15 protein-coding genes and 1 pseudogene are annotated in these 21501 nt (G+C 57.5%); 7 read left to right on the top strand and 9 right to left on the bottom strand.

What is annotated here, in order from left to right; all coding sequences use genetic code 11:
* Positions 1-2 precede the first annotated feature (2 nt).
* Positions 3-3122, bottom strand: coding sequence for a multidrug efflux RND transporter permease subunit (locus P8935_RS04075; protein ID WP_348263741.1), 3120 nt, complete (start codon positions 3120-3122; stop codon positions 3-5).
* The gene (locus tag P8935_RS04070) at positions 3119-4459 is read right to left on the bottom strand and encodes an efflux RND transporter periplasmic adaptor subunit (protein ID WP_348263740.1); all 1341 of its coding nucleotides are present in this window, start codon (positions 4457-4459) and stop codon (positions 3119-3121) included. Before P8935_RS04070 ends, P8935_RS04075 begins: the two co-directional genes overlap by 4 nt.
* Before the next feature lie 670 nt (positions 4460-5129).
* On the opposite strand from P8935_RS04070, the gene P8935_RS04065 reads away from it, so the two are divergent.
* Genes P8935_RS04065 through P8935_RS04055 form a run of 3 tightly spaced genes read left to right on the top strand, consistent with a single transcriptional unit; the run spans position 5130 to position 11264 of the window.
* Positions 5130-8435, top strand: a complete 3306-nt coding sequence (locus P8935_RS04065; RefSeq protein WP_348263739.1) for an efflux RND transporter permease subunit — start codon at positions 5130-5132, stop codon at positions 8433-8435.
* Between the two features lie 37 nt (positions 8436-8472).
* Positions 8473-9729 (top strand): efflux RND transporter periplasmic adaptor subunit, encoded by a 1257-nt coding sequence (locus P8935_RS04060; protein ID WP_348263738.1) that lies wholly within the window; start codon positions 8473-8475, stop codon positions 9727-9729.
* A gap of 26 nt (positions 9730-9755) precedes the next feature.
* The gene (locus P8935_RS04055) at positions 9756-11264 is read left to right on the top strand and encodes an efflux transporter outer membrane subunit (protein WP_348263737.1); all 1509 of its coding nucleotides are present in this window, start codon (positions 9756-9758) and stop codon (positions 11262-11264) included.
* Positions 11265-11286: 22 nt separating this feature from the next.
* Here P8935_RS04055 and P8935_RS04050 read toward each other — a convergent pair whose 3' ends face one another.
* Entirely contained in the window at positions 11287-12480 is a 1194-nt protein-coding gene (locus tag P8935_RS04050; RefSeq protein WP_348263736.1) for a M50 family metallopeptidase, read from the bottom strand.
* Between the two features lie 555 nt (positions 12481-13035).
* Positions 13036-15210, bottom strand: a complete 2175-nt coding sequence (locus P8935_RS04045) for a PA14 domain-containing protein (RefSeq protein WP_348263735.1) — start codon at positions 15208-15210, stop codon at positions 13036-13038.
* Positions 15211-15387: 177 nt separating this feature from the next.
* On the opposite strand from P8935_RS04045, the gene P8935_RS04040 reads away from it, so the two are divergent.
* Complete coding sequence (locus P8935_RS04040) at positions 15388-15852, top strand: response regulator transcription factor (RefSeq protein WP_348263734.1); 465 nt, start codon at positions 15388-15390, stop codon at positions 15850-15852.
* A gap of 162 nt (positions 15853-16014) precedes the next feature.
* Positions 16015-16566, top strand: a complete 552-nt coding sequence (locus P8935_RS04035; protein ID WP_348263733.1) for a DUF4199 domain-containing protein — start codon at positions 16015-16017, stop codon at positions 16564-16566.
* 163 nt (positions 16567-16729) lie between these two features.
* Here P8935_RS04035 and P8935_RS04030 read toward each other — a convergent pair whose 3' ends face one another.
* On the bottom strand, positions 16730-17338 hold the full coding sequence (locus P8935_RS04030; RefSeq protein ID WP_348263732.1) for a hypothetical protein: 609 nt from the start codon (positions 17336-17338) through the stop codon (positions 16730-16732).
* Positions 17335-17757, bottom strand: coding sequence for a PadR family transcriptional regulator (locus tag P8935_RS04025; protein ID WP_348263731.1), 423 nt, complete (start codon positions 17755-17757; stop codon positions 17335-17337). Before P8935_RS04025 ends, P8935_RS04030 begins: the two co-directional genes overlap by 4 nt.
* A 111-nt stretch (positions 17758-17868) precedes the next feature.
* Here P8935_RS04025 and P8935_RS04020 point away from each other — a divergent pair, with 111 nt between their 5' ends.
* On the top strand, positions 17869-18381 hold the full coding sequence (locus P8935_RS04020; protein WP_348263730.1) for a GNAT family N-acetyltransferase: 513 nt from the start codon (positions 17869-17871) through the stop codon (positions 18379-18381).
* Here P8935_RS04020 and cysE read toward each other — a convergent pair.
* Positions 18378-19118, bottom strand: a pseudogene (gene cysE / locus P8935_RS04015) (serine O-acetyltransferase); the annotation flags it as partial. The gene P8935_RS04020 and the pseudogene cysE sit on opposite strands and share 4 nt — an antisense overlap.
* A gap of 18 nt (positions 19119-19136) precedes the next feature.
* Complete coding sequence (cysK, locus tag P8935_RS04010) at positions 19137-20111, bottom strand: cysteine synthase A (RefSeq protein WP_348263729.1); 975 nt, start codon at positions 20109-20111, stop codon at positions 19137-19139.
* A gap of 337 nt (positions 20112-20448) precedes the next feature.
* Between cysK and P8935_RS04005 the strand changes: the two genes are divergently transcribed.
* Positions 20449-20946 carry a DinB family protein gene (locus tag P8935_RS04005; protein ID WP_348263728.1) on the top strand — a complete coding sequence of 166 codons (498 nt, stop codon included), beginning with the start codon at positions 20449-20451 and terminating at the stop codon, positions 20944-20946.
* A 15-nt stretch (positions 20947-20961) separates the two neighbouring features.
* On the opposite strand, the gene P8935_RS04000 is transcribed toward P8935_RS04005, so the two are convergent.
* On the bottom strand, positions 20962-21435 hold the full coding sequence (locus tag P8935_RS04000; RefSeq protein WP_348263727.1) for a TspO/MBR family protein: 474 nt from the start codon (positions 21433-21435) through the stop codon (positions 20962-20964).
* Positions 21436-21501 lie beyond the last annotated feature (66 nt).

Below are 21501 nucleotides of genomic sequence, written 5' to 3'. Positions count from 1 at the left end.
GATCAGTCTCCCGCCACGGGTTGTTCATTCAACGAGGATGCGCCGATGCGCTTGCGAAGACGGACCGAGAGCTTGTCGAAGTAGAGATAAATTACGGGCGTTGTGTAGAGCGTGAGCACTTGGGAAAGTAGCAGTCCGCCAACGATGGTGATGCCGAGCGGTTTGCGCAATTCGGCGCCCACGCCGCCGCCCAATGCCAGCGGCAGACCGCCGAGCAACGCGGCCATGGTCGTCATCATGATGGGGCGGAAACGCAAAAGGCACGCTTGGAAGATAGCGTCTTCCGGATCCTTCCCCTGGTTGCGTTCAGCATCGAGAGCGAAATCGATCATCATAATGGCGTTCTTCTTCACGATGCCTATCAGCAGGATGATGCCGATTAGCGCAATGACGCTGAACTCGGTTTGCGTCAGCATTAGAGCCAGAATCGCGCCTACACCCGCCGAAGGCAGCGTGGAGATGATCGTGATCGGGTGTACGTAGCTCTCGTAGAGCACACCGAGCACGATGTACACCGTAATGAGCGCGGCAAGAATCAGCAGCGGCTCGTTGGAAAGGGAGTTCTGGAATGCGGCGGCCGTTCCCTGAAAACTGGCGTTGATGCTGGCCGGCATGCCGATCCGTTTCTCAACATCGTTGACGGCTTTGACGGCGTCGCCAAGCGCCTTGCCCGGCGCGAGATTGAAGCTCACGATGGTAGAGGGAAACTGTCCCTGATGGCCGATCGAAAGCTGCGCTCGGCTCTGCTGCCAGTGAGCGATCGTGCTGAGCGGAACCTGCGTCCCATTCGCGGACTTTACATAGAGATTTCCCAGCGTTGTGGGATCAGTCTGAAAATTCTTTCCGACTTCCATGACCACGTGGTACTGATTCAGCTGCGTAAAGATCGTGGATATCTGGCGCTGGCCGAAAGCGTCGTAGAGCGTATTGTCGACGTCTGCCATGGCAATGCCCAGGCGTGCGGCAGTATCGCGGTCAATCACCAGTTGCGCACCCAGACCCTGATCCTGAAGATCGCTGGCCACGTCGGTAACAATCGCTTCCTTGCTGAGTTCCTGCACCATCTTGCGCGTGTAGGTCGCGAGTTCCACAGAATTGGGATCTTCAAGCGAGTATTGAAACTGCGTCCGGCTCACGCGATCTTCAACCGTGAGGTCCTGCAGCGGCTGAAGGAAGAGCTGAATGCCGTCAACGTCGGCCACCTTCGGTTGCAGGCGGCGGATAACTTCAGAGGCGGAGATCTTGCGCACGTCGAGCGGCTTGAGTGTGATCTGGATGCGTCCGGAATTGAGCGTAGTGTTTGTGCCGTCGACCCCGATGAAGGAGGAAGCATTGTCCACCGCCGGGTCCTGCAAGACGATGTCCACAAGCTTCTGCTGGCGAAGCGACATATTGGCAAAACTGATTGATTCCGGCGCCTCGCTAATGCCGAGGATGACTCCCGTATCCTGCACTGGAAAGAAGCCTTTGGGCACGATGATGAAGAGCAGAATGGTGCCGACCAGCGTGGCGATGGTAATCATCAGGGTGAGAAAGCGGTGCCGCAGGACAACCTGCAGCGTCTCGCCGTACCAGCTGATCACCGATTTGAAGACCTTTTCCGAAGCATGGTAGAAACGCGTCTGTTCACTCTCGGGCCGATGCCTGAGAATGCGCGACGACATCATCGGCGTGAGCGTAAGCGAGACGACCGCCGATACAAGAATCGTGACTGCGAGTGTGATGGCGAACTCGCGGAAGAGGCGCCCGACCACGTCCCCCATGAACAGCAGCGGAATCAGCACCGCGATCAGCGAGACCGTCAGCGAAATGATGGTGAAGCCGATCTGCTCGCTGCCTTTGAGCGCGGCGCGCATCGGGGTTTCGCCTTCTTCAATAAAGCGCGAGATGTTCTCGATCATCACGATGGCGTCATCAACCACAAAACCCGTCGAGATCGTCAGCGCCATCAGCGTGAGGTTGTTGAGCGAGTAGCCCAGCAGATACATCACGCCGAAGGTGCCCACGATCGAAAGCGGTACGGCGATCGACGGAATGATGGTAGCGGCAAGGTTACGCAGGAAGAGGAAGATCACCAGGACGACCAGCCCCACGGTGAGCATGAGCTCGAATTCAACGTCCTTTACCGATGCGCGAATGGTCGTCGTGCGATCGGTAAGAACGTGAACCTGAACGTTGGCAGGCAAACTGGTTTGCAACTGCGGAAGCAGCTTGTTGATGCGATCGACAACGGCGATGATGTTGGCGCCGGGTTGACGCTGCACGTTGACGATGACCGCGGGCTGCCGATTCATCCACGCAGCCTGCTGAGAATTCTCCGCCGCGTCCACGACGGTAGCTACATCCGAGGTGCGGACGGCGGCGCCGTTGCGATAAGCGACGATAACAGGCAGGTAGTCTGCGCTCGAAACAAGCTGGTCGTTGGCGTTGATCGTGTAAGACTGGCGCGACCCGTTGAGCGTGCCCTTGGCCTGATCCACGTTGGCCGCCGCCAAGGCCGTGCGGAGGTCTTCAAGGCTGAGGTTGTAAGCAGCGAGTTGCGCGGGATTCGCTTGTACGCGTACCGAAGGCTTTTGACCGCCTGCAATCGAAACCAGGCCAACGCCAGTGACCTGCGAAATCTTCTGCGCGAGGTTCGTATCGGCCGCGTCTTCAATCTTGTCCAGTGGTAGCGAATCGGAGGTGAGCGCCAGCGTCATGATGGGCGCGTCGGCGGGATTCACCTTGCTGTAGACCGGAGGATTGGGCAGATCGGTCGGCAAGAAGCTGTTACCGGCATTGATCGCCGCCTGGACTTCCTGCTCGGCAACATCAATGTCTTCGTCGAGATTGAATTCCAGGGTGATGACCGAGCCGCCTCCCGAACTGACAGACGTCATCTGTTTCAGTCCCGGCATCTGCCCGAACTGCCGCTCGAGGGGCGCCGTAACCGAGGAGGACATGACATCGGGTCCCGCGCCCGGATAGAAAGTGAGCACCTGGATGATCGGGTAATCCACCTCGGGCAATGCGGAGACCGGCAGTTGCAGAAACGCGACGCCGCCCGCCAGCATGATGGCCGCCATCAGCAATGAAGTTGCAATGGGGCGCAGAATAAACGGGCGGGATGGGCTGAGACTCACTGCTGCCTCGGCTTGTGCTGGCCACCAGACTGGGGGGCGCCCGAGCTGGCGGGTTGCGCAGGATTTGAACCTGGGGCTTGTCCGGAACCTTGCCCGGCCTGATTTTGCCGCTGGCGTGTTCCAGCGATGGTCACCGGCTGACCGGGACGGAGACGGTCAGCGCCGTCCACAACAATCTTGGCTCCGGGCTCGGGACCGCTATCCAGAATGGTTTGCTGCCCCTCGGCGAGAGCCACCTTAACGTTCTGCATTTGGGCGACCTGCCCACCCTTGCCATCATCGTTGACGACCCACACAAACAAGGACCCGTTCAGGCCAGTCTGGATTGCGGCGGAAGGAACAACGAGCGCTTTCGGACGATTTTCGAGGACAAGGTGGATGTTGACGAACTGGTTGGGAAATAGCACCGAGTCCTTATTGTCGAAGACCGCCTTGAGCTTGTCGGTGCCTGTCGTGGTGTCGATCTGATTGTCTGCGGTCAGCAGGCTACCGCTGGTGATCAAAGTCGTATCGCTACGATCGTAGGCGTCCACAGGGATGCGCTTGTCGGTCGCGAGACGCTTGAGCACCTCTGGCAACTCGTTTTCTGGAAGAGTGAAGTAGACGGCGATGGGTTTGAGCTGATTGATGATGACGAGATTGGTCGAGTTTGCCGAGATGATATTGCCGGCATCGACGAGACGCAGGCCGATCTTGCCATTGATGGGAGACTGGATGTAGCACCAGCTCAATTGCAATTGCGCCGTCTCGATCGCTGCGTTGTCCGATGCTATCGCGCCCTGGTACTGGCCCTGTTGAGCTTCGTTGGCGTCCAGCGACTCCTTCGAAACTACGCCAGCGGCAAACAGTGCTTTATAGCGATTGAATTCAGCCTGAGCGTTTTTGTAGAGTGCCTCGTCGTGCGCCAGTGTACCCTTTGCTTGGTCGACTGCGGCCTGGTAAGGCTTGGGGTCAATCTCCATGATGGTCTCGCCCTGCTTTACCTCCTGGCCTTCAGTGAACTTTACGGGGAGCAACTGGCCATTGACGCGCGCTTTGACGGTGACGCTGTTATAGGGGGTGACCGTGCCAAGCCCGGTCAGATATATGGGCATTGGCTTCTGTTCAGCTGGAACGACCTGTACCGGGACGGGGCGACCGATCAGAGCTGCGGCCTGGCTGGCGGTGTTGGCCGCAGTCTTCTGCTTGTTTTGATAGACGCGCCAAACGATAACACCGACGGCGATGGCCAGCACCAGGTAGACAACAATCCGCACTCCAGTGTTTTTCTTCTCAGGAGGGGGTTGCGACTCGCTGGTTTTCGGCAAATAAGGCTCAGTGGCGTTTTGAATCGGCATGTTAGGGCTTCCAGTCAGTGTTTGAATCGAGGTAGTTGCCGGTGGCTTCCACACCCAGGAGTGGCGTCATGCAAGTGAGGCTTTGCTGCATTAGCACACCCTATTAGGGACGAATATGTTTTAAGAAAGGTTTCCCCGGGGCTAAGCCTCGCCATGTAATGAAAAACGTGCCGCGCCCCTTTCGCAAGGCGCAGCCATTGTAGCGAATCGAGCCGTATCGCGGCGATAAAGTGGGGGTGGCCAGCAGGTCCCCGTTTGACGAGACAAAATCCTGGACGTTAAGCAGGCTATAAAGGTTCGAACCGGGATGCTTTCTTAGACCGATAGACGCTTCAGTTCCACTCAAAGCAGTTATTAGAGCGCCTCGAACACCTCGCATATTGAGATAATCAGTTTCGAAAATGAAGCCTTGGCAGGTCCAGACTCGTCCTATAACTAGAAGCAGGAAAGCCTGGAGTTTGACTCGAGTTGAGCTCGACCCCGCTTCTTCGTCTAACATTGTTTGTTTAACGGAATTGTTTCAGGGGAAGGAGCAGATCGACCGTTCAGCCCCCAATCCTATTGAGCCGCTGTTTGCCTTGACCGGTTCGCCTGCAGTATTCTCGGCGGCCCATCTCTCATACGTCACGTTGTTGACGGGCAAATTGCCTCAGGAGCGAGTACCAGCCCTATGATGTGGATTGTTCGGCTTGCACTACGGCGGCCGTACACCTTCGCCGTCTTTGCGCTCTTGATCTTGATTTTGGGCGGATACAGCATCGCGTCAATGCCCACGGATATCTTTCCGAACATCGATATTCCCGTTGTCACCGTGGTGTGGAACTACAGCGGCCTATCGGCACAGGAAATGTCGACCCGCATCATCTTTAACAGCGAACGCGGTGTTACCACCACAGTAAGCGACGTGGAGCATATTGAATCGCAATCGCTGGCTGGAATCGGCGTTATCAAGATATTCTTCCAGCCGCATGTCAATGTGGGGAATGCCGTAGCCCAGGTCACAGCAATCTGCCAGGTGCAGCTGCGATCACTTCCCCCCGGAACAACTCCGCCGTTCATCATCCAGTACAACGCCTCCAGCGTGCCGGTGTTGATGCTGGGACTTTCCGGTGAGGGGCTAAGCGAGCAGCAACTCAACGATCTGGGTACAAATACCATTCGGACTCAGATGGCGACCGTGGAAGGTGCGCAAACCCCGTATCCATATGGCGGAAAACAGCGCCAGGTCCAGGTTGATCTTGATCCGCAGGCACTGCAGGCCAAAGGGCTTTCTCCGGCCGACGTGGTAAACGCCATTTCTACCCAGAACCTGATCGTCCCTTCCGGCACGATGAAGATGGACCGGTTCGAATACGCCATTGAAACCAACTCATCGCCATCGATCATCGATCAGTTGAATGATCTTCCCATCCGCACCGTCAATGGCGCGGTCATCTTCGTACGCGACGTGGCCCACGTACGCGATGGTTCGCCGCCGCAGACTAACATTGTCCGCGTCGATGGCAAGCGCGCCATCATGATGAGCATTATGAAGACTGGCTCGGCCTCAACGCTGCAGATCATTAAGGATATCCGCACCATCGTGGATAGTCCCAGCGTTCGCGGCCAGCTACCGCCTCAGTTGCAAATCAACGCACTCTCTGACCAGTCGATCTTTGTGCGCGGCGCTATCAGCGGCGTGGTGCGCGAGGCGCTGATCGCGGCCTGCCTCACGGCAGTGATGATTCTGATATTCCTGGGAAGCTGGCGGTCGACACTAATCATCGCGGTATCCATTCCGCTTTCAATTCTGTGCTCCATCACCATGCTCGCGGTGCTGCACGAAACCATCAACATCATGACGCTGGGCGGCCTTGCACTCGCGGTCGGCATCCTGGTGGACGACGCGACGGTTGAAATCGAGAATATCAACCGCAATCTAGAGCAAGGTAAGGAGATTGAGCAAGCCATCCTCGATGGCGCCGCGCAGATTGCCACTCCAGCACTGGTCTCTACGCTGGCGATCTGTATCGTGTTCGTCCCGATGTTCCTTCTTAGCGGCGTGGCTCGATACCTTTTTGTTCCGCTGGCCGAGGCGGTGGTGTTTGCCATGCTGGCCAGTTACCTGCTCTCGCGAACCGTTGTGCCCACCATGGCGAAATACCTGCTGCATGAACACGACGATGCAGCCGCCGCCCGCAAGCAAATCAGCCGCAACCCTTTTGTCCGATTTCAGAGCGGATTTGAAAGGGGATTCACGTGGTTCCGCAACGGTTATGTGCGCCTTCTGACGTTGTGCATCGATTTTGCCGGCGTATTTCTGATCATCTTCGCAATTTTTGCCGTCGGCTCGACAGCACTCCTGGTGCCGTGGCTGGGACAGGATTTCTTTCCCGCCGTCGATGCGGGCCAATTCAAGATTCACGTCAGGGCCCGGACCGGTACGCGTATCGAAGAGACGGCCGCCCTCTGCGATCACATCGATGCCACAATCCGCGAGCATATTCCCGCCGATGAAGTTGTCTCTGTTGTCGATAACATCGGGTTGCCCTACTCCGGGTTGAATCTCTCCTATTCAACCTCGGCGCCGATTGGACCGGAAGATGCCGACATCCAGGTTCAACTGTCGGAGAAGCACCACCCTACGGACAAGTATGTGCAGGATATTCGTGGAGTGCTGGCACAACAGTTTCCCGGAGTTACGTTCTACGTACTTCCGGTGGATATCGTCACCCAGATATTGAACTTCGGGCTCTCGGCGCCGATTGATATCCAAATCGTGGGACCTAATCTTTATGGCAACCGTGTGGTTGCGGAAAAAATGCTGAACGACGTTCGCTATGTCGCTGGCGCAACCGATGCCCGTATTCAGCAGCCATTCGACTACCCGAACTTCACCGTAAATGTGGATCGTACGCGTGCGCAGGCGATTGGCTTCACGCAGAAAGATGTGGCGCAGAGTCTGCTGGTGGCGCTAAGCGGCAGCTTTCAGACTACGCCGAGCTTCTATCTCGATCCCCGCAACGGCGTCAGTTACAGTGTGGCGGTTCAAACCCCGCAATACCGGCTCGATTCAATGTCCCAGCTCAAGAGTCTTCCGGTAACGCGATCGAGCACGACTCTGAACGGTACGGCAGGAACATCGGCAGCGAATACGGGATCAGGCCCCGCCCCTCTGGAAACAGATGCGCCCGGAGCAGCACAGCAGCCGATTCAAATCCTGGGTAACCTTGCGCAGTTCCAGCCAGGCGCGGAGTTGGGCACGGTAAGTCACTACGATGTGCAGCCGGTACTGGACATCTATGCCAACGTAGTCGATACCGACCTTGGCTCCGTGACGCGCGACATGGAGCGCATCGTGAAGAAGTATGAGGATCCGAAGATCCTGCCGCGCGGGTCGCACATCATCTTACGCGGGCAGAGCGAGACCATGCAGAAGTCTTACTTTGGCTTGCTCAGTGGTTTGGTCTTCTCCATCCTCTTGGTGTACCTGCTGATCGTGGTGAACTTTCAATCATGGCTCGATCCGTTTTTGATCATCTCTGCACTTCCCGCAGCTTTGGCAGGGATCGTATGGTTCCTATTCCTCACCGGAACGCGGTTGAGCGTGCCCGCCCTGACGGGAGCGATCATGTGTATGGGAGTCGCAACATCCAACTCGATCCTGGTGGTAAGCTTCGCGCGTGAGCAGTTGGAAGAATTGGTCGGCGACGCGCGCCAAGCATCGTTGAATGCGGGCTATGTCCGTCTCCGTCCTGTGCTGATGACTGCACTGGCCATGATATTGGGCATGATGCCTATGGCGCTGGGCCTTGGAGAGGGCGGAGAACAGAATGCGCCCCTCGGTCGCGCGGTTATCGGAGGCCTGCTGTTAGCCACAGTCGCTACTCTGTTTTTTGTGCCGGCATTCTTTTCGGTAGTACATGGATGGATCGAGAAGCGCACGAGGTCGAAGCGCCACGAAGCACAAGCCGCAACGTTCGACGAATTCGATTAGCCCTGTAAATTCGTACAAGCCTTTTGGAGCAACCTTTATGAGCAATGAATCCAACCCCAACCAGAAGCCGGCCGGGAATAACAAAGAAATTCCTCACGAGGGACACGATACCCAGCATGCGCCGGCTCAGAAGCCTATAGCCCCGAGGCTTGCCATTACTGGCCTGATCATCGTGCTGCTCGTATTTGCTGCTCTGGGAACATTTGGCGTGCTGAGTCGAATTCACCACAACAACGTGCTTGCAAAGACGACCCAGGAGGCAGCTGCACCGGTGGTCATCGCACTGGTCCCAAAGGCAGGCGCCTCAACCGATGAGTTCACGTTGCCGGGAAATGTGACCGCTTATACAGATTCCCCGATTTACGCTCGGACGTCGGGCTACTTGACCAAGTGGTATTACGACATCGGCTCCCATGTAAAGAAAGGTGCGCTGCTCGCAGAAATCGCAACCCCCGAACTGGATCAACAACTCACGCAAGCCCAGGCCGACCTCGGCACAGCTGAAGCGAACGCGAAGAACGCACATTCGCAGGCTCAGCGCTATCAGGGACTGGTGCAGACAAATGCGGTTTCGCAGCAGGATACAGAAACCTTTACCAATCAGGCCTCCGCGACCGCGTCCGCGGTGAAGTCGGCGCAGGCCAATGTGGATCGGCTGAAAGAACTGCAGTCCTTCGAAAAAGTTTATGCGCCATTTGACGGTGTGGTCACAGCACGCTCCATTGATACAGGCCAGTTGATTGACACCGGGGCGGCGAAGGAGCTCTTCCACCTGCAGGCGCTCAACACGCTTCGTGTGTACACGAACGTCCCGCAGCTGTACACAACGAACCTGAAGCGCGGTTCGAAGATCGACCTTACTTTCCCCGAATATCCAGCACAGAATTTTCAGGGCACGCTGGTGCGGACCGCGGATGCCATCGATCCCTCAAGCCGCACCTTGCTGGTGGAGATCGACGTCGACAATCACAAAGGGGAATTGATGCCGGGATCACTGGCACAGGTTCATTTCAAAGCCCCGACCATGCATACATTCATCGTTCCCGCGTCGGCGATCATCTTCCGTCGTCAGGGAACGCAACTGGGCATTCTCGGCGATGACAACATAGCGCATCTTGTTTCTGTGGCAATTGGTCAGGATGACGGAGCAACCATCCAGATTGTCAGCGGCTTGAAGGATGGAGATCGCGTCATTCAAGATCCTCCCGACTCCCTCATCGACGGCGAAAAGGTCAGTACGCAGCATCCCAATGCTCAGGGCCAACAGAAACAGCCGGGCCAGGGGGACAAGTAGGCATGCGGTCGGTTTCAACGTCGAGAATGAGCACATCTCCTCCGCAAAAACATGGAGGAGCCATCGCTCCCAAAGAGCGCATGCTCCGCGCGGCACTGTTGGGATTGGTGGCGCTGCTTTCCGCCTGCAAGGTGGGACCAAACTTCCATCGCCCCGACTTGCCGCCGCCACCTGAGTACAAAGGAACGGGATCGACCGGGGCCGTGGTACCGCCGCCGAATCCGCAAGCGGGCACCTGGAAATCTGCGTCCCCCTCCGATGGCATGCTGCGCGGCAAATGGTGGGAGATATATCAGGATCCGCAGCTCAACGCGCTGGAAGAGCAGATTGCTCCGCAGAACCAGAATCTGCGCGCAGCGATGGAGGCCTATCTCTCTGCTCGTGACCAGGTGCGTGTCGCGCGTGCTGATTTCTATCCAACACTCTCTGTTTCGCCCGCAACCAGCCGCGATCAGGTATCGTCGCACCGCCCTCTCATCGTGAGTAGTACGAATACCGGGTACAGCGATTTCCAACTCGAAGGCCAGGCCAGTTGGGAACCAGACCTCTGGGGTCGAGTGCGCCGCAGCGTTGAAGCCGCTCATGAAAATGCCCAGGCCAGTGCCGCCGACCTCGCCAACCTCGATCTCAGTCTGCATGCCGAGCTGGCGCTCGACTACTTCGAACTGCGAGGCCTCGACTCAGACGCCCGATTGCTCGAGCAGACTGTGAATGACTATCAGCATCAGCTCGATCTGAATCAGCAACTGGTGAAGGGCGGCATTGCAACGGAGGTCGTAGTTGCGCAAGCGCAGGCTCTGCTCGAAACCACGCGTGCGCAACTTGTAGACGTGAAGCAGGGTCGCAACCAATACGAGCATGCAATCGCTACGTTGATGAACAAAGAAGCGCGCGAAGTTACGCTGACGCCGGCGCCGCTGGTGATGACACTCCCACAGGTTCCGGTTGGCGTCCCCTCGCAATTGGTGGAACGGCGCCCTGACATCGCGGCTGCTGAGCGGCGTGCGGCTGCTGCCAATGCACAGATCGGCATCGCCATCAGCGCCTTCTACCCAAGCGTAACTCTTGGCGGTGGCGGCGGCTTTGAAAGCACTAATGTAGGAACCTTGATCCAGGGACCGAGCGCGCTCTGGAGCCTTGGCGCGCAGGCAACCGAGTTGCTGTTCGATGCCGGAAGGCGCCACGCACTCACAGATCAGGCAAAGCACAACTACGAGTCCCAGGCATCAACGTATCGCGCCACCGTACTGGGCGCCTTTAACGAGGTCGAAGACCGCCTCTCGGATTTGAAAGTGCTCGAAGACGAGGCCACTACCGAGCAACGCGCCGTGGCTGCCGCGCAGCACTCCCTTGATCTTTCAAATCAGCGCTACAAAGGCGGAGCCACCAACTACCTCGAGGTGCTGGTGGCGGAGGGCACATTACTCAGCAACCAGCGCACGTCGACCGACCTCATCACGCGTCAGTACGTGGCTAGCGTGGGGCTGGTACGTGCCCTAGGCGGCGGATGGGATATGACCCAGCTACCGCACTAGAGTTGAAGCCGGTCTTTGGAGATTACGCCACCGACGCCAGGTCGAGTTCCCGCTTGAGAAGTGTGCAACAATCCCGGCTGAAGTCGTATGCACCGGCCTGGGGAAGCTGCTTCACAAGCGCGTAACTTTTCTCCCAGGCGTGGTTGGCCTCTTCGAGGTTGCCTTCAATCCAGTGAAGAGCGCTCTCGGCTCTCCAATAGTCTGCATTGAAGCGAGTCGGATTGGTTGCCTGCATGCGATTCCACCAAAAGCGGGTTGCGACTGGATCGCGACGAATGAACGCGTTTCCGAAAATGAAGCTGGTGTGGAGTTCGGCGGGAATTTTCCCAGCCGATTGAAGGCAAACCAACTCCGCGTTCGCGAGCACGTCGTCGGCTTCCTTTGTCTTGCCTGCATCAATCGAGTGGCTAAAAGCGTACAGCCACATGAGAAGAGCCTGTCTGCCATTTGCGATGCCCCGGGCAGCAGCGCGGATGGAACCGATGTCGTAATCTCGCGGACGAAGGGCTGAGACCAGGCTCGAGCCGATACGCGCGACCGATAGATGATATGCGGCAAACGCTCCACCCGCGAGGAGTTGCAGAACGATAGCACCGTCGGAATAGCCTTGCGGTGTCCGAAAAGGCAACAGGTTGGCGGCGGCAACGCCGAGACTCCATGCGCCGAACAGGGCAATGACACCCAGGATTGGCGGTGACAAAGCGATGCCACTGTGGAAGGCAAAGTAGAGTGCGAGACATCCCGAAAGCACGTTCACCAGCGAACCGGCCGCCATCATCGACAGGTATTGCCCCGGCCGCAGTTCACCCTCGCCGGGTATGAGGGCGGTGATACCATCCGCAAAAAATAGGCTCTTGGGCTTGAATTCAAATCCCCACTTGGCGTCACGAATGCACCATTGGAAAGGTCCGATAAAGAATGCCCGCACTTTCATTCCGCATATCTTGCCGACAATCGCGTGACCGGTCTCATGAATCGAAGTAATAGCGAGCAGAACGACAAGGGTAACGACGGAGCGGACTAACAAGCTGTCGAGTCCGCTAATGTGTACTGTTCTTAACCATCCCTGCCACCAGAGATAGGAGCCAAGGCTAAGGCCGAAGGTCACGCCCATCGCGAAGCGATTCACATACCGGTTGGTGAAATCGCCGGGAATGGATCGCACTTGATCGATGTTGGCAGCGAGTTTGACCTTCTGGCGTTTCCCGAATGCCACACATCCCATCACAGCTATCGCCGAGAGCGTCGAGTTGATCGAGTGAAGACGGTGAGTAACGAGACACGGTATCAACGCGACAAATAGATACTGCGAACTGGCAACCAGACACCACATCCGTGCAGAAGATTTGGATTTGAATACCGTCCACCATGCCGTCGTGAATACACAGGCGAACAAAGCAAGCATGCAAGCGAAGGGAGCCGCGTACCGGGAGAGATGTACCTGCCCCGCGGAATTCAATGCTTTGAAGGTTCCGAATGCAAACCGAATACACACGACAGCGGTGAAGGCGTATATCCAGGACAGGTATTTTCCGAACGCGTGCAAGTGGCCGCTCTCTCTCTGGGGAAGTTTCAGACTACCTAGGCCGGAGAGAGGCTCATATGCTGCTTTGGGCGAAAATGATTGACTCTTTTAGGTAACTTACCAAAGGGCTATATCGATTGATCAAACGAGTTAGCCGCTAGGATGAAGCAGGCGCCATTGGTCCATTTTTGATACATTGCCGATCAAGTTTGAGACATTCCCGATCGGCGAGCCAGGTAGCTCTGCCTAATTTGAATGAATTGCGGTATCGACTCGCGCGTGGCTGTAGGCATCGGGCGGAATCTCCGTCAGTGGGAGCAAAGGCCCCTCCCACAACAACCGCGGAGAACCCTGGCTGACTGCGTGCAACCCTTCGACGTGCAATGCGTGTCGTCCTGCACGTAGACCGATCGACCCATGGTCATACCGCACTGCATTTCCGGGCGATCCACAGACTTGAGCGAAAGGGGGCCCTGTCTTGGCGATCTGGACGCCGTCGATCACGAGGCGCCCACCATCGCGAGACATCAAGTGGAATGTGTATCCGCCATCCGCTGGAATGTCGATGTATCCATCCCATGCCGTTGCGTATCGCGTAAAACCGTGCGAGTCCGCGCGAAGGTTTGGAGATTCGCCGCTGAAGATGGAGGTCTGACTGCTTAGGTCGGGCAACTCGGTCCATGTTCCGGGATATACATGCCACGCAAGACCTGCCAGCGTCGGGCCGGGAATTTGAGCCGCGTCCTGCCATTTCGCAACCGCCACCACTCCTTGCGCTGCCCAGTCCTCTCGATCCTGTGCATCTTCTGCCTTGAGCAGAACGCGAAAACGCCCCGCCCCATTGGCGCCATCAAGCGCGGTGCCAAGCGCATCAGGGAATTTGTGCTTTACCCGGCGGCCATGGGCTTCGCTTCCATCCCCGAACCGCCAGGTGAACTTTGCATGAGGAGAATTATCCGCCTCAAACGTCACTTGGTCGCCGGGACCAAAAACCGGTGGAGACACAGTGAAGTGAGCCACCGGGCCGTCCGGCGGCGGAAACTTCGGCTGCGCAGCGCCTCCTGCAGTGATGAGCTGAAGCTCGGCCTCATTGGTCGCGCGGTTTTGGTCGTACTTCACATTGTCGAAGGTGACGTCGCTGACGTTACCGATGATCGTCGAAGTCGCCAGCGGAGGCTGATCCAGAGCCCAGATATTCTTGAATGTAATACCATGCACCGCGGGCTCTTCTTGCTCGATCTGCACCAGCGAATACCAGTTGTCCAGCCAGAGATTCTCAAAGGTGTAATTGGAATGATCGCCCTTCGCGCCATTCGCACCCCACATACCAAGAACTCCAAATGTCTGTCCGCACGCGCCGATACCCCCGTGCAGAATGTCAGAATCGCGCAGGGTGAAGTGGCGAGAGTTAAAAGTCTTTTGCGGCCACGCGGCGCGCACAATGTTAGAGATGCTGGTGGAGAGCTGGCTGTTTTCAACGGTGATATTCTGCACGTCGTGGCCCGGTCGCAGCATATCGGCCTCGGTATAGCCGTCCCAGTTTCCTTCCATCGCCAGGTCGTCATCGGAGGCGCGCAGAAAGGCATCACGAACCAGCGCATCCCCTCCGCCGAGCCAGTCCATTCCATCCTGGTTCGCGTTGCCGGGATTGCCCCCTATAACACGAATATCGTTGTACACAAAACCGCTCGTGTCCTTCATCTGGATTGACCAGGTGCGCGCGCGAACGATGCAGGTCACGCCATCGATCTCGACGTCGTGCGCCTCCAGCGCGCCAATGCAGTGCCAGTCCGGCTTCTGCATCCACCCCTCGTCGGTTTTCGGATCCTGCACACCCTCGTAGACAATCGTGCCACGGCCAAGAACCTTCACGCCGCTCACCTTCCAGAGATTCAGGCTGCCGAAAAAGTAAGACCCCGGCGCAAGGTAATATGTCTCACCGCTCTGCGGATTGATGCTCTGGTGATACACACCGGGGGCAAGAACGTGCACCGACGGGCTCTCTGCCGGAGGCGGCGCTGGAGGTTCACCTGCAAACACAAACAGCATGGTGGCGTGATTCAGAAAGTCGCCCGGCCGCGAGATGGAAAGCTTCTGCGGACCCGCAATTTTGAATCGAATGGTCTGCCCCTCGCGCACCGGACGAATCCCAAGCCGCCACGGTTCAATGTCCACGCCCTTATCCCAGAATCCTGCTTCGGTCGCAGTAATCGCCACGGTCACCGGACCGGTAACGTCGAAGTTGACGAAGTCGTAGCTCGCGGCGGCATGCGCCACATCCACAGGCTGGTTATTCACCGTGACCGTAAAAGCCGAAGATCGCATCTCCTGCGGAACGGGAACAGGCTGAACACGCGAGGCGGCAAAGACCACGCCCGAAAACGCGAAGAACGCCGCCAGAAAGACACAAAGAGCGCGCAAGAAGAACGAACCTGAAGAGAATTGAAGTCCAGTCCACTCTAGCACCGGGCCCGACAAAGATGGACCGCCGACGTTTCAATCCTCAGTACTACCGGACATCCGTCGTAACCATCCGTGTGTTCTGCCCGGTGAGACCACTGGCTCGAAGTCTCCGATATACTTTTTCACAACCCCACCATGAGGCGCCACGTTCTAATCTTCGGTCTCGTCGGCGGCCTCCTCATCGCCACCCTCCAATACACCGAATACCGCTTCGTCGTCATCGAGCACTCCGTTGAGCTCTACGGCGCGCTCGTCGCCATCCTCTTTGCAGCATTCGGCATCTGGCTAGGCCTCAGGATCACGCGCCGTCGCGAAATCATTCGGGAAACGGTCGTGGTAAAAGAAGTGCTCGTCCCCGCGGAAGCCTCGGCCCCCTTCACTCCCAATACCGAACGCCAGCAGACCCTCGGCATCACGGCACGCGAACTCGAAGTCCTCACCCTGATCGCCCGCGGCTTCAGCAATCGCGAAATCGCCACGCAGCTTTTCGTTTCTGAAAACACAGTCAAGACTCACTGTGCCCGCGCCTTCGACAAGCTCGGAGCCGCCCGCCGCACCCAGGCCGTCCAGCGCGGCAAAGAACTAGGTCTCCTGCCATGAAACCAGACGCCTTCTGACACAGGTTTTGTCGATCAGGCGAAAATGCTTCACCCGAAAGCACGATTTCCACTCGATTCCTTGAAAATCATTAAAAAGAATGACGACATCCGGCCCCGCCACGCTGCATCGTGACTCCATCCTCACTCGCAACAGGAGCCTCCCATGAAGAAAACCGTCCTCACCTTTGGTCTCATCGCCGGCGTCATGATCTCTGTCCTGATGGACAGCTCACTTCTACTCGCCGACAAGATCGGTTCCGGCCACAGCATGATCCTCGGCTACACCATCATGGTGGCGTCGTTCCTGCTGATCTACTTCGGCATCCGCAGCTACCGCGACAACAACCTCGGCGGCCAGATCTCCTTCGGCCGCGCATTCTCCTGCGGCATCCTGATCGCTCTCATCACCACCGTCTGCTACGTCGCCACGTGGGAGATCCTCTACTTCAACTTCATGCCCCACTTCATGGACAGCTACTTCGCCGCGCAGATTCACAAGGTCCAGTCCTCCGGACTCGACCCCGCCACCACCGCCGCGAAGGTCGCGGAGATACAACACTCACAGCAGCTCTACCAGAACCCCTTCGTCAACATGGCGTATACCTTCATGGAGCCCCTCCCCGTCGGACTCATCATCACGCTGATCTCCGCAGCCGTCCTCCGCCGCAAATCCCCTGTCGAACCCTCCGCCGCGACCGCAGTGGCGAACCCGTAAATCAAAAGACCGGGGCGATTAAGCCCCGACCTTTCGAGCAGAGGATGGGATGTGGGAGAGCGGGATCATTCGTACCGCAGAGCCGGAACCTCCGAAATAGGCAAATCAGTGGGCCCAATACGGTGACGTCCAGTTTTTGATGGCTCCGGTCAGCACTAAATCCTCACGCGCCCCGCGACAGCCTCGCCTGCCATCGCTGAGAAACCCGCAACGACGTTCGGATCACAAACGTAGTCGCCAACAGGGTGAGACTGCCCGCCGTAAGCATCAACGGGATGTACCACATCCCCAGAACTTCATGCGCCGGTGGGCCGATCGCGGGAAATTGCGTGCCATACGCGACCAGGTGTCCGTTCTGAACCCACATGCCGGTATTGTGGGGCAGGATGGGTTTGAGCATTCCGGAGAGCGCCATGCCGCCTCCAATGGCGTAACCGATAACCCCGACAAAAAACACAATCACTCCGGAGACGCCCTTGGTGGCCAGTCTCAAGGCGCCCCGCATCAGTTTGAGAGGCGAGATGCTGCGGCTGGCCTGGCGAATCAACAAGCCATCGCTGTATTGGGAGGCCAACTCCTCGGCGGATCCGAGCCTCGCAAGGATGGTCTCCACATCCACGCCGCTCTCTTCCGCCGAGTCGCGAATGTGCGCACTGATCTCACGAACGATCTCGTCGCGCTCGCTCAGCGTCATCGGGCCCAGATGGGTGCGCAGTGAAGCCAGGTAAGTGTCGATCTGCACGGTGTCTGTATGCACGGTCTCGGTCATCATCGCGATAACTCCTTCTGCTCTGGATCTCGGGTGTTCGACTGAATTTGCCCATTGAGGACTGGCACCAAAAGCTGGCTGAGCCCGCCCGCGAAATTGGCCCAGGCTTCGGCCATCTGCCGCAGCCGTTGACGTCCAGCGTCCGTCAGGGCGTAGTACTTGCGAGGGTGGCCAGCCTCGGCTTCAACCCAATCTGAAGTCAGCATTCCCTCAGCTTTCAGCCTGTTGAGAATGGGATAGATAGTCCCCTCCGCCAGTACCAGCCGCGAATGGTTCTCTAGAAACCGAATGATTTCAAGACCATACAGGCGACCCTGCCATAGGCTGGCCAGCGCAGCCATCTCCAGTGCGCCTTTGCGGAGCTGCGCCTCCCACCGGTCCGGCGACTCGCCTTCCACGGGTTGCGCCCTCAACTTCATCATTGCCATATACCTCGTATAGCAATGTATATTGCAATGGATAGCATAAATTGTCAATCAAAATTTTTACGGCTTGGCTTTCATCGGTATTGTGGTCGCAGAAAGGGTGCACGAATGTCGGTTCTCATTCGGCTGGCAGAAGATCGGGATATCCCGGAGATGGCGACCTTGCGCGCGCAGGTTTGGGAGACAGCGGCCTTCTGGGTTGAACGGATCGGCCTATATCTTCGCGGTGAACATTCTCCTCAATTGGCCTTGCGCGAGCGGGTGGCATTTGTTGCCGTGGACGCCGGCAGGATCGTTGGATTTGTAGCCGGTCACCGGACGCATCGCCACGCCTGTGATGGTGAACTGCAATGGATCAATGTTGACGAGAAGCTTCGCAAGCGCGGGATTGCGGGGATGCTGATGGCCGCAGTGGCAAGCTGGTTTGTGCAGCAACAAGCTCTCCGCATTTGCGTAAACGTTGCCCCGGAGAATGCCGCCGCGCGCGAATTCTATGCAAAATATGGCGCACTACAACTCAACGACCACTGGATGATCTGGGAAGATGTGCGCGTGGTGAGCAGCTTCGTGGAGAAGAAGCTACAGAAAAAGCCAAGGCTCCACGTGCCCGAGTCAACTTAGATTCCCTCACCCATCGACACGTACTCAGCAAGCTGATTCAATTCGCGGCGATAGGCGCTGCGCTCGGCCTCTTCCGCCGCAAACGGTTCAAGGCGACGGACATGCGCGCCAAGCTTGTCTTCCAGTTCTTCAACCCGAGCAGACAACGCGATCAGCGCGTCTGAAAGCGGATCCTTCACGTCGTGCGGATCGGTGATGAGGACGCGCTCGCCGTTGCGGTAGACGATGTGTGCTGGAACGCCAACGACGGTGGAGTTGGGCGGCACATCGGACAGAACGACAGATCCAGCACCCACCCGCGAATTCTGGCCAATCGTGATATTACCCAGCACGTTGGCATTGTTGCCCACAAACACTCCATCGCAAAGCGTAGGATGCCGCTTGCCGTGGCCCTTGCCCGTGCCCCCGAGAGTGACGCCCTGGTACAAGGTGACGCCGCTTCCCACGATAGCCGTCTCACCAATGACGACGCCGGTGGCGTGGTCAATGAATAGACGCCGACCCAGTAGCGCACCTGGATGAATGTCCACTCCCGTGAAGAAGCGAGCAATTTGTGAAAGTATCCGCGCCGGCAAATACAACTTCATACGCCACATCCAGTGAGAAACGCGATGGAACCACACAGCCCACAGCCCCGGATAGCAAAGCATCACCTCCAGCGTGGAGCGCGCCGCGGGGTCGCGCTCCAATACTGAACGAATATCTTCGCGAATGCGGTCGAACATGAGCTGTGCCTTTCCTGCTGCGTCTTCCGTTTACAGCGTAACTGCCTGCGTTGGCAACGCCAGCACTTCCTGCCGCAGCGAATCAAACAGGACGCTGGAAAGGTAACGCTCGCCGAAGCTGGGCAGGATCACCACGATCAGTTTGCCGGCATTCTCCGGCCGCGCGGCCACCTTCAACGCTGCAACTACGGCCGCACCCGAACTGATGCCGACAAAAATACCTTCCTCAAGCGGCAGCCGCCGCGCCATGGCGATTGACTCTTCGTTGGTGACCTGGATGGTTTCGTCTATCAGCTTGGTGTCCAGATTGCCGGGAATAAATCCTGCGCCGAGTCCCTGAATCTTGTGCGGACCTGGCTTGCCTCCGGAGATGACTGCGCTGTCAGCCGGTTCAACCGCGATGGCCTTGAACCCCGGCTTGCGCTCTTTGATATAAGTGGCCACTCCCGTCAGCGTGCCGCCGGTGCCGACGCCGGAGATAAGGAAGTCGACCTTCCCATCCGTGTCTTCCCAGATCTCCGGCCCCGTTGTCTTGAGGTGGATTGCGGGGTTGGCGGGATTATCGAATTGCCCGAGGATGTATCCATTCGGAGTGTTGTGGAGAATCTCGTTGGCCTTGGCAATCGCCCCCTTCATTCCGTTGGGCCCCGGAGTCAAAACGATCTCCGCTCCGAAAGCGCGCAGAAGCACCCGACGCTCCGTGCTCATCGTCTCGGGCATAGTGAGGATAAGCTTGTAACCCTTCACCGCCGCTACAAAGGCAAGTGCGATGCCGGTGTTGCCGCTCGTTGGCTCGATAAGGACAGTTTTGCCGGGGGTGATCTTGCCAGACTTTTCGGCGTCTTCAATCATCGCGTTTCCAATGCGGTCCTTCACGCTGGAGACTGGATTCTGGCTTTCAAGCTTGGCGACAACGGTGGCTGGCAGTCCAGCGGTAACGCGGTTCAGCCGCACGAGGGGAGTCTTTCCGATCAGTTCAGTAATGTCTGCAGCAATACGCGCCATACAAAATCTCCTTCGACGGGGAAGTGCCCTGTCGGCAGTGTTCTTGGGTGAGGGTAGTGGTGTTTGCGCCGCGGCAAGTTCAGGCGGGAAAAATTGTGCGCGAGTAGGGCGCACGGATGCATCGCAGCAGACACCAGGTCGGCGTTAGCGACATCGACGCATGCACATAGCCTAGTCCGGCAGGCGTGGGGATGGCAAGTTTGAGGCAGGTGACGTACAACCGACGTGGGTGCTGGGCTCAATTAGCTTGGAGCATGCGCTCTGAGCCGCAGAGTGCGACGACGCCCAGCTCTCCTCGCGGCAACTGCAGAACGGTCCTTATAAAATGAACCCCATCATGGCGAAAACGGCGTTCACCCTGGAAGGCATTCAGAAGTTGCATAGCTGGACACACGCCAGCCTCAATCTCCTGCTCGATCATCTGTCCACAATTCCATCGAGCGGCTATCTGCAGGAATTGCCCAACTTTGGCTTCCCCACGCTGCGGAACCAGGTGATCCATATCTTCAACTGCGAAGGATTCTGGGTTCACACGCTGCAGGGGCTTCGCTATGTCGATCGCAATCCTGCCGAGTTTCCCGCCGTCGCGGATGCCAGGCTCTTTCAGCAGCAAGTCAGTCAACAGACCAAGGCGTATCTATCAAGTGTGACGGATCAACAACTCAACTCCAATACAGAACTTCATTTCCCCGACGGAGATAACGCCGTCCGCACTCCCGCGCTTGTCCTGCATCATTTTCTGACCCACGCTTTTCATCACAAAGGCCAGATCGTCGCGATGTGCCGGGCGCTGGGTCATCCAGCGCCTGATACCGACCTGAACCAATTCGAATAACTGCCCGGGTCTTTTTCAGGCGGCGGGATTCAGCCGCCAGATCGTAGCATTCAATATCGAAGCAAACGTGACCCAAGCCCAGTAAGGCGCCATCAGCCACGCGGCGGCCGAAGACACCTGGCTGAACAACACGGTCGTTGCGCCAATGGAGCACCACAGCAAGGCCACTTCAACGGCCGCCGAGCCAATCGCATGCTTGCGAAAGAAGATCCAGCTCCACGCCAGGTTTAGTGCCAGTTGCACGAAAAAGAGACCGAGCCCGATAGTGCGCGCCGACGATGCCGTCGAATTGAATACCAGCCACGCTGCAATCGCCATCAGCAGATACAGCGTCGTCCACACTGGCCCAAAAATCCAGCCTGGCGGATTGAACGAGGGCTTATTCAGAGTGCGATACCAGCGCGGAATCTCGGGGCCGGTCCACATGCCTCCCAATCCGCCGACGCCCTCACAAAGCACGATCAAGCCTACCAACGAAAGCCAGTGCATTCTTGCTCCTCCGAAGCCATGCCAACTGGCTCACCCGAGTTGGATGTAACTCCGGGAACCACGGGA

It is taken from the genome of Telmatobacter sp. DSM 110680, assembly GCF_039994875.1.
Classification (GTDB): Bacteria; Acidobacteriota; Terriglobia; order Terriglobales; family Acidobacteriaceae; genus Telmatobacter.
Note: the sequence above shows the minus strand (reverse complement) of the source record. Positions and strands in the feature narration are given on the sequence as shown.

What these genes read in the sequence shown, in the direction of transcription:
- P8935_RS04000 (WP_348263727.1), bottom strand. Translation starts at nt 21,435, where the DNA reads ATGCACTGGCTTTCGTTGGTAGGCTTGATCGTGCTTTGTGAGGGCGTC.
- P8935_RS04035 (WP_348263733.1), top strand. Translation starts at nt 16,015, where the DNA reads ATGAAGAAAACCGTCCTCACCTTTGGTCTCATCGCCGGCGTCATGATC.
- P8935_RS04005 (WP_348263728.1), top strand. Translation starts at nt 20,449, where the DNA reads ATGGCGAAAACGGCGTTCACCCTGGAAGGCATTCAGAAGTTGCATAGC.
- P8935_RS04040 (WP_348263734.1), top strand. Translation starts at nt 15,388, where the DNA reads ATGAGGCGCCACGTTCTAATCTTCGGTCTCGTCGGCGGCCTCCTCATC.
- P8935_RS04025 (WP_348263731.1), bottom strand. Translation starts at nt 17,757, where the DNA reads ATGATGAAGTTGAGGGCGCAACCCGTGGAAGGCGAGTCGCCGGACCGG.
- P8935_RS04020 (WP_348263730.1), top strand. Translation starts at nt 17,869, where the DNA reads ATGTCGGTTCTCATTCGGCTGGCAGAAGATCGGGATATCCCGGAGATG.
- P8935_RS04070 (WP_348263740.1), bottom strand. Translation starts at nt 4,459, where the DNA reads ATGCCGATTCAAAACGCCACTGAGCCTTATTTGCCGAAAACCAGCGAG.
- cysK (WP_348263729.1), bottom strand. Translation starts at nt 20,111, where the DNA reads ATGGCGCGTATTGCTGCAGACATTACTGAACTGATCGGAAAGACTCCC.
- P8935_RS04065 (WP_348263739.1), top strand. Translation starts at nt 5,130, where the DNA reads ATGATGTGGATTGTTCGGCTTGCACTACGGCGGCCGTACACCTTCGCC.
- P8935_RS04060 (WP_348263738.1), top strand. Translation starts at nt 8,473, where the DNA reads ATGAGCAATGAATCCAACCCCAACCAGAAGCCGGCCGGGAATAACAAA.
- P8935_RS04030 (WP_348263732.1), bottom strand. Translation starts at nt 17,338, where the DNA reads ATGATGACCGAGACCGTGCATACAGACACCGTGCAGATCGACACTTAC.
- P8935_RS04055 (WP_348263737.1), top strand. Translation starts at nt 9,756, where the DNA reads ATGAGCACATCTCCTCCGCAAAAACATGGAGGAGCCATCGCTCCCAAA.